We start from the raw sequence: 16,717 nt of genomic DNA, 5'->3' as shown, positions 1-16,717 counted from the left end.
AGTAGAGTTTAATACACCTTTCTGAAAGTGGAATATTGTAGATAGGTGTAATGTTGTTGATTCTGCTATCCTTTGTTTACCCTCGATTTTTCCTCATTAGAGCCTCCTTGGCGTTGCTTTTTGCCTTTCAGTTTTGTGTTGCCAAAAGTTTTGCTATAAGTGAGCCTGTAGATTCTTGTATCGCCCGATTCTGGTCTGAATATCACATTAAATTGAGAGTTGTAGGCTTCTTCGGTGAGTGTTCCTAGTTCGTTTTCGTATTGCATAGTTTCGAATACATCGGTGATCGAAAACTGGAAGCTGCCCTTGTTGTCTTTCAAGTTCTTTTTCAACCCAATATTCATTTGCCCAAAACCTTGGGCTTTCATACTGCCGTAGTAGTGGTCGCTGTTATAGAAACCAGAGATCTCTGCGGTGATGTTGAAGGGGAGGGAAAAAGTATTGCTCCCATAGGTGTTGTAGGCGAAATAGTCTTTCACTACTTGTTCCTTGGTGTGCGAAAGCTGGAATTCTCGGATGCCTACGCTGCCTCCCACATTTACCGACCACCAACTAAAAAGCTGCAAAGGGATGTTGGTTTGCAAGGCAAAATTCTTTTGGTAGGTCATGTTCTGCGGAGCTATTACTGCCAACTCGGTATCTTTTAGTTCAGATACTTGATACCTGACGATGGGGTTCGTTTCGTGCGTATAAACCAAGGCAATGTTGATGTCTTTGATCAGGTAACTCAGCCTCAGATTATCCGCTATGGTAGGCTGCAAATAGGGATTTCCTGCAAGAACTGAAGTTGGACTGTTATAGGTCAGGTTGGCGGCAAGGTCGTTGTAACTTGGTCGGGAAATCCTCCTGTTATACACAAACTGCAAGCTTGTGTTAGAAGTTAATTTTCTATTGATGAAGAGGGAAGGGAAGAGCTTACCAGAGTTTTGGTCTAGTGCAGGGTCGCCAAAGTCTCTGGTCCAGTGTTCGTACCTAGCGCCTAGCGTAATGTTGGTGTTGCTGTCCAGCGAGTAGTATAGGGAGGCATAGGCAGCTCCTATTATTTCATCAATCTGCGATTCGGTTTTGTTGCGAGGGTCTAGCCCCCATTCCCCGTCCCGAGCTTCTTCTATAATGGCAAAATTACTGGTCTCAGAATAAGAGCCCTTTACGCCAGTTTCAATGTTTATTTTATCGTTTAAGGTCTTTTCCCAGTCCATTTTCAGCACCCCAATTTGAATATCGGTACCGCTTTCCCCTCGGTTGTTTTCCACAAATACTGCATTCGAGGGATCGAACGGTTGTCCATTTTCGTCAAAGAATTCATTGTAGACAACTGTGGGATAATTGTTTGAATAATAGAGGTAATCGGCATCTAGCTTGAGCTTTGATTTCTCGCTAAAGGTTTTTTCAGCATAAAAAGTAGCGTTGAGGTTATCCCAGGTATTTTGCCCATTTATATTGATTTGGGCGCTCATAAACGGATCGTTTGCAAACCAGTAGTCGGCCTCGTTGAGCACATCGTTTTTGATCACCGAATGGTTGTACATCAGCGTAGCTCCAGCAAACAAACTCTCGCTCATTTCCCGTTCCATGCCCAGTTGAAGGTTGTGGCTTTTGTTGTTTTGTTCGGTTTGGCTTTTGAAATCATACGCTGTTTTTCCATCAAAAACCGACATGACACTTGTGCCTATTCCTCGCCAATTGGAGTAGGTATCGTCGTTGGAAAAGGCATAGGTACCAAAGTAATTGGTATTGCCCGTGCGGTGGTTAAGGTTGAGGCTCACCGTTTCTTTTTGTCCGTAGCCATAACCAAAGCTAACCGAAGCCGAGCCGTTTGTGCCTTGGCTTTCATTTTTTTTGAGCACAAGGTTGATGATCCCCGCTCCTCCATCGGCATCGTACTTGGCGGAGGGATTGGTCAGTAGCTCAATTTTTTGGACATTATCGGCACTCATGCCTTTTAGTAGGTTGGTGATCTCCTCTGCCGACATCCTCACTGGGCGACCATTAATCATGATCAGTGTACCGCTTTGCCCATTCAAAGTCAGCGTATTATTTCGTTGGTCGAGCACTACCCCAGGCGATCGTTCTATCAATTGCAAGGCAGAGCTTCCTTTGGTCATGATGCTGTTTTCCACGTTCACCACCATTCCTTCTGGGTTTTGTTCTACCATCACTTTTTGGGCTCGTACCTCCACTCCTTCTAGGTAGGTAGCTTCTTCTTCAAGGGATAAGTCATCAAATGTTTTAGCTTTGGTTTCCGTATTTATAAAGAAAGTATTTGTGAACATTTTGCGGTAGCCGATGGAGGAAATACTAAGAAAATACTTGCCGTTAGGGATGTTATTAATTAGGAAATTTCCACTTGGATCAGTGACCGATCCTTTTACAAAAGAGGAGTCTGTGGCGTTCATCAAAATCACGTTGGTATAAGGCAAAGAAGTGCCTTTGTTGTCGTAGATCTTGCCTTGGACCTGTGCAAAGGCAACAGCAAAAGAGAACAAGAACAAGAGTTGGAGGGCTATTTGGGTGATAGTTATTCGTTTCATACTTCTTCTGATTTGGGTTTGGTCAAATCAAGCATTTAGCTGGAAGAGCTAAAAGTATGAATGATAAGAGGGCTGGGATTTTTGACGAGATGCAAGAAACGTTGATAAGTCGCTAAAAATCAGCTAATTTGTAATTAGCATACCGTATGTATAAACTTATCTGCATTTCATCAATAAAAAAGGACTTGTTGTAAATTAATATGGAATAGAGTTTAAAAAACAACTTAGATTAGAAGTTGTTGAATAGCCACAATTGACATGAGCACACATAACTATAGCTGGATTTTTAAGTACAAACTACATCACTTACTCTTTTGGGCAGCGTACCACTTTTTTTGGTGGCTGGTGTTTGAAAACGGCGATGCGGTAAAAACTGTCAATAATATCAGCTATCCTCCTTTTGCCATTAAATTCTCCTTTTATGTTGTTTTCCAAGCCATAGGAGTCTATTTCTGTCTCTATTTTCTTATTCCCAGATTTTTGGAAAAGGGAAAATACACCCTCTTTTTTCTTGCCCTTGGAGCGACGTTGGTAGCCATGGGGCTAACGGTTATGTCGGGTTATTACCTTAGTTCTTTTTTAATTGGTAAAGAGGTAGGCGAGTTGTACCAAAAGCCAGGGCTGACGGGTATAGATATTTTTATCCACAATTCGTTTCCTTCTGCAATAGGCAGCATGACCTTGGGCATGAGTATAAAATTGGCAAAGAATTACCTCGAATCGCAAAAGCGGGAACAGGAATTAGCCCAAGAGAAACTGGAAACGGAACTGAAGTTTTTGAAGTCGCAGTTCAACCCGCATTTTTTGTTCAATACGATCAATTCTATTTTTGTACTGATCAACAAAAACACCGAGATGGCTACCGAGTCATTGGCTAAGTTTTCGAGTTTGCTTCGCTATCAGTTGTACGAGTGCAACGAAGCGCAAATTCCTCTTTCTAGGGAAGTAATGTATCTGGAAGGGTTTATTGAATTGGAAAAATTGAGGCTGGACGAAAGCTTTGAAGTGAAAGTGGATCTTCCCTTGCAGGCAACGGGTAACCAAATGATCGCTCCGTTTATTTTAATGCCTTTTATTGAAAATGCTTTCAAGCATGTTTCCCAGCATATCGATCAGAAAAACTGGATTGCTATTCATCTAGGAATTCAGAATAATAAAATGAGTTTTAACGTAGCGAATAGCTACACAGCTAGCTCCGAAAGTGCAAAAGAAGCAATTGAGTATGGAGGGCTGGGCTTGGAAAATGTGAAGCGAAGGCTGGCGCTCCTTTATCCTGGCAAATTCGAGTTGGCTACTGGGAAAACCAATGGGCAGTACGAAGTAAAACTCAGCTTGGAACTTCAAGAAAAAACCTTAATCAAACCAGAACCTGTTTTAAGCGAAAAACTATGATCAGATGTGTTGTAATAGACGATGAACCTTTGGCACGGGAATGCATTATTGATTATGTGCAAAAGGTTGATTTTTTGGAACTGGCAGGTACGGGAAACAATCCCATAGAGCTCACCAAGCTGCTGGAAGAAACAGATGTGGATTTGGTTTTCTTAGATATTCAAATGCCCCTCATGAACGGCATAGAATATTTGAAAGTGACCAAAAAGCCACCCATGGTCATTATTACTACCGCTTACCCCAGTTATGCCTTGGAAGGTTTCCAGCTCGATGTGCTCGATTATTTGGTGAAGCCCATCACCTTCAACCGCTTTTTTAAAGGAGCTGCCAAAGCGAAAGAGTACTACCAACTTTTGTGTAATTCTTTGGCAACCGAAGCCCCTTCGGAACTTCAAGACTCCTATTTTTTTGTGAAGTGCGATTACAAATTTGAGAAAATATTTTTTAAGGATATAAAGTACATAGAGGGCATGCAAAACTATGTTGTCATCTATACCGAAATGGGGAAATATGTTACCCTTCTCAATATGAAAACCATTGAGGAAAACCTGAAAGGGCAACCCTTTGTACGTGTGCATAAATCCTATATAGCCTCCATTCTCAAAGTACAGTGCATAGAAAATAACGAGCTGCTAATGGACGGGGCGCGAGTGCCCATTAGCCGAAATTACCGTGACGATGTACTTCAGAAAGTGCTGGGAGGAAAGCTCTGGAAAAAGTAGTAAAAAGTATAGGGGGTGTATATGTTTTTTTGATAAGACGGGCTCCCTTTTACCTTGTTCAGAAGCTGGTCCAGTTTGCAGGTCGAGTTTCTTAATATGTGCTTGTTTCTTTTTTAATAGCTATTAGTTTTGGATTAGGATCAATTTTAGATACTTTCAATAAAAGTCTCAGATTGAAAAAAAGTGATTTAAAACAAGTAGCAAAGCTCAGGATGGTCAAGGTTATAAAATGTTTTAAGTTTGAATATAAGATCACTGTAGCTTATTTACTTGTGGGTGGTCTGTGGATTGTTTTTTCAGATATGATTTTGAATTCATTCATTAGTGATTCGGAGCTAATAAAAGAAATGCAAACCTATAAAGGATGGTTTTATGTGTTTGTTACAGGTGTGATTTTTTTTCTGTTTTTAAAGAAGCATTTGGAAAAACTAAGAAATACAGAAAAAGAGCTAGAAGAACATAAAGTTGATTTGGAAAAGCTTTTTGAAGCACGTTCAAGGGACTTAGATGTTGCTACAGATGAGTTGAGTAAAACAAATAAAGAGCTCCACGATAAAAATAGTATTATCAACCAGCAAAACGCAAACCTAAGGAGTACAATCCATACACTTAAAGCAACACAGTCACAGTTGTTTCAAGCCGAAAAAATGGCTTCCCTGGGGATATTGACTGCGGGAATTGCACATGAGATAAACAATCCCTTGAATTTTATTTCTGGGGGATATAGAGGTTTGAAGTATTATTTTGAAGACAAAGGAGATACCGATGAGCTGGTTACTAGCCTTCTTAATTCCATAGAAACAGGGATTGACCGAGCTGTGGCAATTATTTCTGGCCTGAACAAGCTGAGCAGAAATACTGAAACCTATGATGAGGCTTGCCAAGTACATGATATTCTCGATAATTGCCTGTTGATGTTGGGCAATGAACTAAAAAGTAAAATTGATGTACATAAAAAATACACCGACAAGCCTTTTGAAATGAAGGGTAATGTAGGGAAAATTCATCAGGTTTTTATCAATATACTTACCAATGCCTGCCAAGCCATAAGTGATAAAGGAGAGATTACAATAGAGACGGACATAGTGAATAATTATATTCAGGTGAAAATAACCGATACAGGAGAAGGCATAGAGAAGGAAAACCTTGCAAAAATTACCGATCCATTTTTTACCACAAAAGATCCTGGACAAGGAACTGGTCTGGGGCTATCCATCACTTATACAATTCTTCAAGAGCATAAAGGCCAGATTGGAATTGAGTCGACCCCCAAAAAAGGAACGGAAGTAACTATCGCACTACCGCTCCATGTCGCCTAAACTTCAGCCCAACTTTTCTTGGAGTTGCTTCATTTCCGCAAACAAGGCACCTTTTCTATCAAAACTAGCTACTGATTTTGCCCAGAAGCTCGGCAACAAGGTCAACCATATTCGAAGCCATGAGATTACTTCTTTTGCCAAGCTCTCACATAATTCACTTTATATTCTTTGTTAAGTCTGTTGTCGTCGGGCAATGCGCCAAACCATTTGTTAGATTCGCAGTTGATATTGATTTCGAGCGGCTGGTGCCAATGGGTGTTTTCTGCTTCGCGGAACAATACCCCATCAATATAAAAACGGATCACGTCCTTGTTCCACTCCAATCCCCACACATGGAAATCTTGCTGTAACTCGAAAGGGACATAATACTTTTTATTTCGGGAAAAATGTTTCTTCACATCGCCCTTGTCTTTTGGTGCTCTAAACACATGGATGTTTGAATTCAGATCGTGCCTGTTATACGACAAGCCCGGCGCATTTTCACAAATGTCAATTTCAGTCCACCAGTCCTTGCCTGCATTCGTCATCCAAAATCCACTTACCCATGGAGCATCCATCAATTTGATTTCTGCTTCAAAATATCCGTACAGAATCCGTTTTTTACTTTTGATGAATCCCGTTGAATGCGTATATCCTTCGGGAAGTTCCTCATCGCCATGTTGGTTTATTTTGATAACCAGGTTGCCCTTGTCGAGGCTTACATTAGAACCATGGAAGTACGTTGGTTTTCTTCCTTTCCAACCCGGATTGTTAGGATACCATTTGTCAGTATCTAACTTCTTTTTATTAAACTCATCAGAGTATTCTTTTAATAATTCCCACTCGGCGGTGTTGCTCTGGTCGGAAAGAGGGAATTTTTTAGCTACCCTTTTAGGTGCTGCGGAAAAATCTACCGTATCAGTATAGTTTTTCTTTGGAATAGTGAGGTCTTGGCCGTACAAATTGATAAAACAAGCTGAAATTAATAAGGTGATGATGTATTTGTTCATGATGATAGTTTTTGTGAAATAAATTAAAATAGTGGTCATTTCCCGATACAAAAAGTAACTGGTGTTGATTTTCAGGAAGTTATAGAATAAAGGTACAAATAAGGTACAAAACTGTTAAAAAAATCATTATTCAGTTGAATATTTACTTAAATCAATGCCTTCCAATTTTTCGGGACAAGTGTTTTTCAGGTGCTCAATTAGTTCACGGTTTACTCTTATTAGGTTTGGATCACTTTTGCAATCAAACTCAGAAAATAAAAGACTACTTGGGTTAAGTATATCTTTTGAACAGATCATTTTTTTTCTGAAAGAAATGAACCCATCAAGATCAGACTGGAAATTAAAAATGTCCTTTAAACCGAATTTTTTAATATTCTTCAAGAATTGTATTTCATCATTTATAGATAAATTTTCTAGAATTTCTTTAATAATAGAATCTGCTGGCTGGAATAAATTAATTGGTTGATAATAGTTACTCTCAAATTGTATGTTTTCATATGTAATACCAATTAAATCAGAGTTTTGTAAATGGATTCCTTGAAAATGAGCATCTTTAAGGTCAGCCCCTTGGAGACGAGCTCCCCTAAGGTCAGCCCCTTGAAAACCAGCATTCTTAAGGTCAGCTCCTTGGAGATGAGCATACTTAAGGTCAGCCCCTTGGAAATTAGCCTTTCTAAGGTCAGCTTCTATAAAGTCCGTAAACATTAAGTTAGCTCCTTGTAAACTTGTTGGCTTGTCAAAAATTTTTTCAGAGATTGCTTCTCTATGGCTGGTGTCTGTTGTTAAAATATAGTCAAATGTGATATCTGAATTACTATTTGTTTGTATCGCCCCCGCGAGTTCAGCCCCATGTAAATTAGCATGAAAGAGGTCTGCTCCTTGTAAATTAGTCCCTCTAAGGTCGGCCTCTTGCAAACGAGCTCTGGAAAGGTCAGCCTTTTGTAAACGAGCGTTGAAAAGATTAGCCTCTTGTAAATCAACCATCCCTAGGTAAGCTTCTTGTAGGTCGGTATTATTGAGACTAGCATTTACCATTTTCGTATTATAATTAGCCTTTAATTTGTACAGTTTGTTGCCATCCAGTTCAGCATAATTTAAGTTTCTATTTTCAAGGTTTATACCTTCAGCAAGTTCTAAATAGGCCTTTACTAACGTGGTATCTCTAGAGTAATAAACTTCTAAGAGTTCATTAGGGGGAGTATTTTTGACAAGGAGTTTATCAGTTACGGTTAGATGTGGAATAGAAATAAATCCTTTTATTGGTTTTAATATTATTGGATTCCAAGATACTGTTAAGATTATTACAAGGTTAAAAAATCCAAAAATTAAAATTCCCCAAAAGAATGTAAAGTTTAATATTGCTCTCTTTTTTAAATGCAAAAGACCATTTTCTTTGGCTTTTATTACCCATGAGATTGACTTGGTTTTGTAGTTTTCATTTTCAACAATTTGATAGTAAAATATCAAAAGAAGAAAGGCATCTAATATAAGAAACGTAAAGTGGATAACTGTAAAAAGAAGACTTTGATAGTCAGAAAATCTTACTTGCAGGTATAAAAGTACAAATAGAGGTATGATAAAAAAACTAATGTGTATCGCTCCATTGACTAGTTTAGAAATAAGGGAGCCATTTTCATACCTTACTGTAAAATTGAATAAAAAGGGATAGAGTTGAGAAGAGTTTTTCCCTGCTTTATCCCAATATTCATAAAGCTTCTTGCTATGCTCCAAGAGGTTGATAAGCATATTAAAATGCAAGGCTACTATTAGAGCAGGTACTACCAGATAGAACCCTATTACAGGAAGTTGAATCCCTAAAATTGGAAGGGCTAACTTGCTATCAGGAAGCAATAGCTGTATATCATCTGTACTGATTATAATTATCACCACATAAATCAAAAAAGAAGTAAAGATAATCTCTAAGTTCCTGTTTATAGAAGAGGAAGTATCAAGAGTTTCTTTTAGTTTTTGAAGCTCTTCATTTGAGTGAGGGTTTTTATCTTCTTGTGGTGGGTTAGCCATGAACGGTAAGTTGTTGTGTTCATAACAATATTATAGAATAAATAAATAAAAAAAAATAGATTTTATAGTATTTATAAATCTATTCTGAATTTGATCATTCTTAAATCTATTAGTAGTTGTTGAAGGTTGGAAAAGGGAATCAATATTTGTGATTGATTTTTGTGTTTTACTAATATTCCGATACGTGTAATATGTATGAAAAAGTATTTGTTGTATTTTTTTTATGAGAAATATAATTGTTATAAGAATGTGGGATAAATCAACGAAAATACGGAACAAATTATCTTTATGATTGGTATTTACTATTGAATGCAATATTAAAACTAGCCTACCTACAATTAATCATATTTAATTAAGAAGCATATCTATCTAAAAACAATACTCTCTAACTGTATTATTTATTAGAGCTTGGGATTATAATTTTCCAAGAGTGTCATTCATGATGTTTTGATTATTATGTTATCAATAATCATGGGTATAGAATAAATATGTCTAATTATTAAATTCTGAAATCATGACAACTGGAGTGGCTTTAATGATCTTTACTGTCTCAGTCTTACTGTATGTCTTTGTGATTATTAATAAGGTACATGCACTAATGTTTCTGCAGTTTAATGACAATCCTTATTCTGGATACTTTAAGCTATTAAAAGAAAAATTTTCAACTACAAAGAAGTTTATTGCTGGTTTTTTGATTACTAATAACAAAGATGAGTGGCCAGTTATTAAAGAATCAAAAGTTAAAAAATTGATTGATTTGGCGGATAGTGTATTAGCAGTTTTAAAACCATTTATTGTTGCCTCAATTTTCATTATTATTATTTCAACTTTAATAGAGTTTAAAATAGCATATGATCCTTTGAAAGTCTCATTAGGAGAAATTGCTAAATATTTAACCTTTATAAACTTTTATGGTCTGGGTAAAATAAAGGATTTCTTTCCTTTAATATGGGCTTTTTTTGTAGTAAGTATTATTGTATTAGGTCAACTTAAATACAAACCATCTAGTTTAGAAAAAGTGAAGAAAAATAGTGTGTTTATATTGACTTTTTTAACATATTTTTCTGGGGTTTCGTTTTTCGGTGCAGCAACAGGACAAAAAATATCCAAGGAATATTCAGAACTTAAAGATTTAGAGTTTCAAATAATTACTGTTCATGACAGTATATTTAATAAAGCTAAGGATATTGCTATTAATGAACTTAGGTATGAATTAGCTGAAAATATTAGTCAAGAGGTATGTGATACTATTGAGAACTCTCTTAATGAAATCAAATCTGTAATATCTGATTACGATAAAAGATTTCAAGCTGATATAAAGAAAATATTCTTAGATAAAAGATACGAAGAGCGTGTTTTTAATCCTGAAGGTATTGATTTATTTAAAGATTATTTGGTAAATGAGGATTCATCTAAAGACACTATCGGTGATCTTTCATCACAAGATGCACTTTTACCTTATTATAAGCCTTATATCTATCTCTATGAAGATTTTGAAAGGACTTATGATTATAAAAAAAGTTTTGAATATTTTAAAAAGGCTGATAAAAAGGCTTCAAAGCCTAGAAGTGATTTCTTTGATGATTTAGGGGAGATAAATTGGACGGATGACTATCTCAAGAATAAGCAAAATTGGAATAAAACTGATGCGGAAAAATATTGGAAAAGACTTGATGCAGTTGAGAAAGAACAAAAAGTAAAAATTGTAGGTCTAAATAAAAACCAAAAGGAGATTTACGATAACATCAGCAAGGATTTTATAGCAATGGCATTCTCAAAGGGTACTGGCTTTTTGAAAGACCTTTTGCCTGCGTCTTATAAACTATCTATTGAATTATTAATTGAACCTTTTATTGCTTTTGTGGCAACAGGTGAGATGAAAATGGTTTTAGATAAGATTTTGAGCTTAGAAGCTAAGAACAACAAGAAGTATGTTAATGCGAAACCTAAGATTAAGATCAATTTAAAAAGAATAATTGAAGATAAAGCCAACTTTTTGTCAAAGTTTAAAACAATCAAAGTGGCAACAGCAAAAAAGATAAAATCTGGAAGGCTTGTGTTTATTAAAAAAATAGAACAGTATAACAAAGACATAGCAGAGAGCAAAAGAAAATATAATGAAAAAAAAGCAGAGGATGCAAGACAATCTGAACTAGCTAGAAAAAGGGAGGAGGTTGCAAGTCAAAAAGAGTTAAAGAGACAATATATTATTGCGAAAGAAGAGTTTGATCAAAAGCTGGAGGAATTAAAAAGGCGGAAAGATTTTGAGGAATTAGATTACAGTAATTTTGAAATCGCTCGGCAGTGCAATAAGTCTCTAAATGAAATCGAAAAACTAAATTCAGTTTCATTGGAACGCAAATTAATAGTGCTTAAAGAAATCAATAATGGTTTAAATTTTCTATTGAATTCAGGGGTAGGAGGAATATGCTCTAAATGTGGGTTGCCTTTAAAATTTCCTGTTTGTCTAGCTAGAGCCTAATGCTTAGATATTATTACGGTGTGTAACAGTTGCAATTTTCAGTTTAAGAGTTCAAACAAAATATTAGGTTTTTACCTACTTTAAATCACTTTTTGAAAACAGAAAAATCTATAAAAAATAAACCCTGATATAGTCTAATTAATAAAGAAGTTTAAATACTTAAAAATAGAGGGGGAAACTGGTGTTAATTTCAAAAAAAATGACTAAGAAATGGAAGCTTATCAAATAGAATTGCATTCAATAAAAGTAGATGAGAATGGGACTTTGAAAGAAGGAGCAGAAGGTAAAAATATTATATCTGTAACAATGTTTTATCCAAGACCTGGTGTTCCTGCTTTGACCTCAATCAGGACGGTTGAGCTAAAAGATGGTGAAGTACTTAAATTCTCGGGTAAGTTTTTAAATGAAAAACTATTATTCAAAGAAACTATCGTTGGAGATACACCTCTAATTATTGAATTATCAGCTGTAGAAGAGGTAGAAAAAATTGATAAATTCATGGTAAAGTTGCTTAAATCTGTAGCAGTTGCTGCAATAGGGGCAGTTACAGGTATTGGCGCAGTTCTAACAGCAGTCGCAACAGTAGCGGTTAATTCAATTTTTGATGTTGTAGAAAATGATACTAAAGACACAATTCATAAAATTGGACAAAATGAGTTAGTTATTAATAATGATACTGAAGATGGTATTAAGTCAGTAAACTTAATAGTGCCAAAAACGATTGAATTAACAAGTAAGGGGAAAAATAATAAAGGGGAAACTGTTATTAAAAAGTTTTCTTTAAACAAAGGAAAAGCTAATGCTGAGGTTAAATTAAGGATTAAAAAGATTAAGTTGCAAGAATCTAAGACCACTAAAAATTTAATGACTTAAATAAGATGTGTAATTATTGATCATGGGTCTTGCAACTTGAAATGTCTGACCTATTCTCAGATAATATGTAATAGACAGTACTTGATCTGACACACTTAAATTTCTGACACTTTCTAAATCTGACAGTGGCTTAGTTTATTTTTCTTTTGAAACCCCCTCTGCTTTTTCTTTGGGAGGCGATTCCAAGAAAAGAAAAAAATATTAGATTGTAAGTTTAATTTACACTACCGTTTGAAAAAAGTGATTGCTTAAATCGTAACTACTAGAGTTAATATTTCTACATAAAAAAAGTACTGCTATCATCTTTTTTTTCATTGAAAAACCTTTCATTTTCGAGACCCATCCCCTTATGATATTGTTCGTCAAATATGTCAGTTAAATCTGGTAGAGTAATTACTGTTTTATTGTTTAATGATTTATTAAAAGTGATTTTATCTTTTAAAAAACCACCACATACTTCTAGTTCATCGGAACAAATTAATTTTCCATGTAAATTTTCTCTCATTAATAGAAAATCTATAAATTTTTTTGGTTTGAATTTCTTGGCTAATAATGTTAGAAGAAAAACTTCTAAGTCGTCAAGCTTAACAACCCATGGAAAAGTATCGTCATCTCCTATGTCAAGGAGAGTATTAAGATCGTTTTGAACTTGTCCAAATGATTTTAAGTTTACGATAATTGAAAAGTCTAATTCGTATTTAGATGTATCTATTTCTTTCGTTATATTATTGTTTTTATCAGTAATGACTAGTTTCTTTTTCTCAATAAAATATTCTTCAATTCTTTTAGTTTGCTTGTACCCTTTGCCAATTGAGGAGTTAAAATCATCTTTTATCTTTGTGAAGGCTCTGTTAGGGTCTCTAAATGGTTCTCGCATATTATACCCTTTAGCTTCAATAATAAAAGCGTATTTTTTCCATAAAAAAAGAATATCCTGTTCATACCCATTAACATAATAATTAGAATAATATTCATAATCCTTTTTAAAGAACTTTTTTAATAAATTAATTATCCTTTTTTCAAGTAGTTTTCCTTTTTTATCAATTAGTTGGGACTTATGCTTCTCATTACCACTACAAGCTTTTTCTAGAACCTTATCAATTGCATTAATTAAAGTATTGCTATCTAAAAGTTGATATGATCCATTTTCAATACAAAAGATTGGTTGCTTGTATAAAGGGTTTTCTGACGTGTAATAAATAAAAGTTGATTCTTTTCTTTCACTTGCCAGTATCGAAAGAATTAGATTTACTTTTTCCTCATTAAGATTTTCAGAGATAATATCTTTTGGGTAAAACCGCTTGATAATTCCATAGTCTTGAAAATAAATAGCCATAAATTTCATGGCTTTAAATGTATCCATCATCTCTTCTGGCATATTGTCACTTGGAGTTATCTTTACTCTTGAATGTAGTTCCCAATCAGGTTTTGATTGCTTTTCGCCATGAGGTAAAATTGCTTGAATATTATTTTGAGTGTACAAATATAAATTGTTGTGAAATTCTAATAAATCGTTTGTACTAAGCCCTAATTCTTTATTGATTATGATATCTACTTTTGAATAGAGGTCGGTAATCCAATTTTGAGTTTGTTCTTCGTAATTAAGCGTACCTTCATTAAAATAAGCTAAGAATGATGGCATTGAAACATCTCTTACTCTTTTCCATTCATCAGTGATTTCTTCAATAGATTCAGGAAAAAATATTTTTAAATAGTCAAATTCTATTTCGCATAATAGATCAACAATTTGTATCCATTCTTTATCATCAATATGAGTATCTCCATTAGTTACTTTTTTTGAAGATATGTTTAGCCCACATAAGTAATGTAATTGCCTCATAGGAGAAGTAAGCTTGCTTATTGGTTCAGCAGCTTTTCCAGAGGAAATATTACGAATTAATTCAGATAAATGTCCTAAAAGCCAAGCTGAATCATACTTTGATACAAGCTTTTTAAGGTTCAAAGATTTTTCTTGTAAATCCATTATTAGAATATGTTGAAAATAAGTTAAATAACCTGTATACAAGGTATACATCAAAAACTTATCATGCAACTTCATGGATGTTATATTCCCAATTGCTCCTTTATCCGCAAATAATTTTTGGTAGGTTTACCCCTGTAAGTTCTCTTAAAATGCTTTTTATAAAGTTGTTCATAGAGCTTTTCTGTTTTTTGTTCCTCAAGTATAGGTTTAACAAGACTCCTTAATGTCTTGCTATGTGTCTGGCAATAATACATACAGCCTTCAAAGGCTTCACGGTGCAAGAAATATCCATTTACAAAATATAGTTTCCGACATCGTTTGTTAGTCTTTGGACAAAGGAAATGCCAAACAATACCTGTTCCTAAATTGGAAGGTACAGAGACTAAATACACTTTGTAGTTTCGGGAGTTACCGTTATAACTGTAATCTAATTGTATGTAGGGCTTGTCTTTAGTATTGGCTGAAATTGATATACTACTAGTCTGTTTCCCGTTCCTACTCCAACTTATCGTACCTGACTTTTCATGGTTGGGCATGAGATAGCCCCACTTTTTTAGCTTTGTGATATTGATATTTTTTACTTCATCGTAAAGGATCGGGAATGTATAAGGTTTGGGCATAATTTATTTCTTTGATTTTGAAGCCTAAATTCTTAGAGAACAATGTGAACCTTATTTTTTTTATTCTCTTTTACCTTTAGGTTCGTTTTGTATGTTGTCTAATGCCATGATTAATGACTTCATTTTTTTTAATCTGGATAAGTATGGTTTGTAAATTTTGTTTCCATTGTTCTTTTTTACCATAGCCAAATGACTTTTAAGAAATGTCCGAATGTCTTTTATTGTGGTGTATCCGTTTAGTTTAACGGGTTTTGTTGGTAGCTCAATACTTGCATAGTACTTCTCAATTCTTGTAATATCCTGCTCCCAGTTTCCGAGTCCTTTATCTTCTTGGGGCATTGCTTCTACCTGAGAAAATAAAGTTGTTTTCAGGGCTTCACTTTTTACACCTTTTTCACAAGATGAAGGCGTGGGAATAGGCTTAGTTCGTAATTCAGATGTTTGTTGTTTCTGCAAAGGTTTTTTCTTGAACAATCGCCAATCCTGTTTTATTAGATAGTCTGCAAGGTCATATCCTTCTTTTTTGTCTCTCTCAGGTGCTAGGCGTTCCAGTAAATCCGATACTTTAAAACAAGTGTTTGGTAACTGGCTTTGTATCTTTTTTGCTTTGTTGTTCCAATCCCCAAAGGCGTTGAGGTCGGGAAACAAGAACACATCCCGACCTTTCAGAGCTTTACATTTTTCTAGGCTTAGGCTGCTCTTGTTGTACACAGCTAACCAAAGCAAGTCTGTGGGCTGCTTAGGTAGTCCAAAATATAGCGTGCCATAAATAGCCGTTTTGGGAGCTTCTACTAACGCAATGGGATTGTGTGGGTATTGGCTAAATAGGTGTTCGCCAAAGAGGCAGGAAACCTTTGTTTCGTTCTTGTTGTAGGCTTCCAGCCAATCGGGTAAACCCTTTTTGTTTTGCACATGATGCTTCTCTATTATCGAGTGCAAAAAGTCCGTGCCTGTGGTGTGGTTTCCCTTATCAAACTGCTTTACCTGAATAGCCCTAACCCGACCTTTTATATCAATGAAAGGAAATGTGATTGCTCCTTTGCGGTATCCTCTTTGTACTGTCCCTAAATGGTACAGGGAAATAACCTTTTCAATGTCATGCGCTTCAAAAGGGAAGGCTATCCGTGTAAGTAGGTTTTGGATAAATACGTTCTCTTCATAGCCTGTACGGGTTTGCTTAAGTATATCAATTGGGATGAATGAAATGTTAGGTTTTATCAGGTTCTTTGCTAGTTGATACTGCTTTGGCTTCCAATCGGTTTGTTCCCCTTGTTCTTGCTTACAAATCATTTTAGCATAGCCATCTTTGTATGGGTTTAGATGGTAAGAACATTTGCCCTCACGGTCGCAACGTCCGTACTGGTCGGGCAAATAGTTTCCTGTTTCTATGTCAACATATCTTACAAGCCGTTTTTCACTACACTCTGGGCAATGGTGCTTTTTACTCCCTTTTTCCAATGTGTATAAATACACCTCGCTTGTATTTGCAGTCATGACAAACATTCTTTTTGTTTTTCTTTTGCCCGCTCCCAAGACCCGACAGTCCAGCCTAGTTTTCCCCAACTAGATGTAGAGGGTAACACTTCTTTTTCAATTGAAACTATACCACTTGGTAGCACCCTCGGCTTTTGGTTTTGTATTTTAACCACTTCGTAGGCAATTAATTTCCCTCCGTATCGCTGTTCCAAAATCGCAATATCCATTACTCTGTTTACTACTTTATAGGCATAGCAGTTCTTCTCGAACTTTTGCCCGACCTTTATTTTTTGCATCGTAAATTCTT

General features: G+C 35.5%; 11 protein-coding genes. 5 read left to right on the top strand and 6 right to left on the bottom strand.

What is annotated here, in order from left to right; genetic code table 11:
- Positions 1-65 precede the first annotated feature (65 nt).
- Entirely contained in the window at positions 66-2,531 is a 2,466-nt protein-coding gene (locus R9C00_18060) for a TonB-dependent receptor (protein WPO33610.1), read from the bottom strand.
- Positions 2,532-2,789: 258 nt separating this feature from the next.
- On the opposite strand from R9C00_18060, the gene R9C00_18055 reads away from it, so the two are divergent.
- The 3 genes from R9C00_18055 to R9C00_18045 all read left to right on the top strand — a co-directional run bounded on the left by R9C00_18055 (position 2,790) and on the right by R9C00_18045 (position 5,964).
- Positions 2,790-3,923, top strand: a complete 1,134-nt coding sequence (locus tag R9C00_18055) for a histidine kinase (protein WPO33609.1) — start codon at positions 2,790-2,792, stop codon at positions 3,921-3,923.
- Complete coding sequence (locus R9C00_18050; protein ID WPO33608.1) at positions 3,920-4,645, top strand: LytTR family DNA-binding domain-containing protein; 726 nt, start codon at positions 3,920-3,922, stop codon at positions 4,643-4,645. Before R9C00_18055 ends, R9C00_18050 begins: the two co-directional genes overlap by 4 nt.
- A 302-nt stretch (positions 4,646-4,947) precedes the next feature.
- Complete coding sequence (locus R9C00_18045) at positions 4,948-5,964, top strand: ATP-binding protein (GenBank protein WPO33607.1); 1,017 nt, start codon at positions 4,948-4,950, stop codon at positions 5,962-5,964.
- A 125-nt stretch (positions 5,965-6,089) separates the two neighbouring features.
- Here R9C00_18045 and R9C00_18040 read toward each other — a convergent pair whose 3' ends face one another.
- Entirely contained in the window at positions 6,090-6,953 is an 864-nt protein-coding gene (locus R9C00_18040) for a family 16 glycosylhydrolase (protein ID WPO33606.1), read from the bottom strand.
- Between the two features lie 126 nt (positions 6,954-7,079).
- Positions 7,080-8,975: a pentapeptide repeat-containing protein gene (locus tag R9C00_18035; protein ID WPO33605.1), complete on the bottom strand. Its 1,896-nt coding sequence runs from the start codon at positions 8,973-8,975 to the stop codon at positions 7,080-7,082.
- A gap of 514 nt (positions 8,976-9,489) precedes the next feature.
- Here R9C00_18035 and R9C00_18030 point away from each other — a divergent pair.
- Complete coding sequence (locus R9C00_18030) at positions 9,490-11,457, top strand: hypothetical protein (protein ID WPO33604.1); 1,968 nt, start codon at positions 9,490-9,492, stop codon at positions 11,455-11,457.
- A 210-nt stretch (positions 11,458-11,667) separates the two neighbouring features.
- Positions 11,668-12,330 (top strand): hypothetical protein, encoded by a 663-nt coding sequence (locus tag R9C00_18025; GenBank protein ID WPO33603.1) that lies wholly within the window; start codon positions 11,668-11,670, stop codon positions 12,328-12,330.
- Between the two features lie 277 nt (positions 12,331-12,607).
- Here R9C00_18025 and R9C00_18020 read toward each other — a convergent pair whose 3' ends face one another.
- From R9C00_18020 to R9C00_18010, 3 genes are all read right to left on the bottom strand, one after another.
- On the bottom strand, positions 12,608-14,314 hold the full coding sequence (locus tag R9C00_18020; GenBank protein ID WPO33602.1) for a nuclease-related domain-containing protein: 1,707 nt from the start codon (positions 14,312-14,314) through the stop codon (positions 12,608-12,610).
- Positions 14,315-14,994: 680 nt separating this feature from the next.
- Positions 14,995-16,428 (bottom strand): DUF6371 domain-containing protein, encoded by a 1,434-nt coding sequence (locus R9C00_18015; protein WPO33601.1) that lies wholly within the window; start codon positions 16,426-16,428, stop codon positions 14,995-14,997.
- Positions 16,425-16,706, bottom strand: a complete 282-nt coding sequence (locus tag R9C00_18010) for a hypothetical protein (GenBank protein WPO33600.1) — start codon at positions 16,704-16,706, stop codon at positions 16,425-16,427. The genes R9C00_18015 and R9C00_18010 overlap by 4 nt, the downstream gene beginning before the upstream one ends.
- Positions 16,707-16,717: the final 11 nt, after the last annotated feature.

The sequence above is a fragment of the Flammeovirgaceae bacterium SG7u.111 genome (genome assembly GCA_034044135.1).
In the GTDB taxonomy this organism is placed as follows: domain Bacteria; phylum Bacteroidota; class Bacteroidia; order Cytophagales; family Flammeovirgaceae.
This window is presented reverse-complemented; position numbering and strand designations above follow the sequence as displayed.

Excerpts from the sequence above, each read along its gene's own strand:
- R9C00_18060 (WPO33610.1), bottom strand. The coding sequence starts at position 2,531 with ATGAAACGAATAACTATCACCCAAATAGCCCTCCAACTCTTGTTCTTG.
- R9C00_18055 (WPO33609.1), top strand. The coding sequence starts at position 2,790 with ATGAGCACACATAACTATAGCTGGATTTTTAAGTACAAACTACATCAC.
- R9C00_18050 (WPO33608.1), top strand. The coding sequence starts at position 3,920 with ATGATCAGATGTGTTGTAATAGACGATGAACCTTTGGCACGGGAATGC.
- R9C00_18045 (WPO33607.1), top strand. The coding sequence starts at position 4,948 with ATGATTTTGAATTCATTCATTAGTGATTCGGAGCTAATAAAAGAAATG.
- R9C00_18040 (WPO33606.1), bottom strand. The coding sequence starts at position 6,953 with ATGAACAAATACATCATCACCTTATTAATTTCAGCTTGTTTTATCAAT.
- R9C00_18035 (WPO33605.1), bottom strand. The coding sequence starts at position 8,975 with ATGGCTAACCCACCACAAGAAGATAAAAACCCTCACTCAAATGAAGAG.
- R9C00_18030 (WPO33604.1), top strand. The coding sequence starts at position 9,490 with ATGACAACTGGAGTGGCTTTAATGATCTTTACTGTCTCAGTCTTACTG.
- R9C00_18025 (WPO33603.1), top strand. The coding sequence starts at position 11,668 with ATGGAAGCTTATCAAATAGAATTGCATTCAATAAAAGTAGATGAGAAT.
- R9C00_18020 (WPO33602.1), bottom strand. The coding sequence starts at position 14,314 with ATGGATTTACAAGAAAAATCTTTGAACCTTAAAAAGCTTGTATCAAAG.
- R9C00_18015 (WPO33601.1), bottom strand. The coding sequence starts at position 16,428 with ATGACTGCAAATACAAGCGAGGTGTATTTATACACATTGGAAAAAGGG.
- R9C00_18010 (WPO33600.1), bottom strand. The coding sequence starts at position 16,706 with ATGCAAAAAATAAAGGTCGGGCAAAAGTTCGAGAAGAACTGCTATGCC.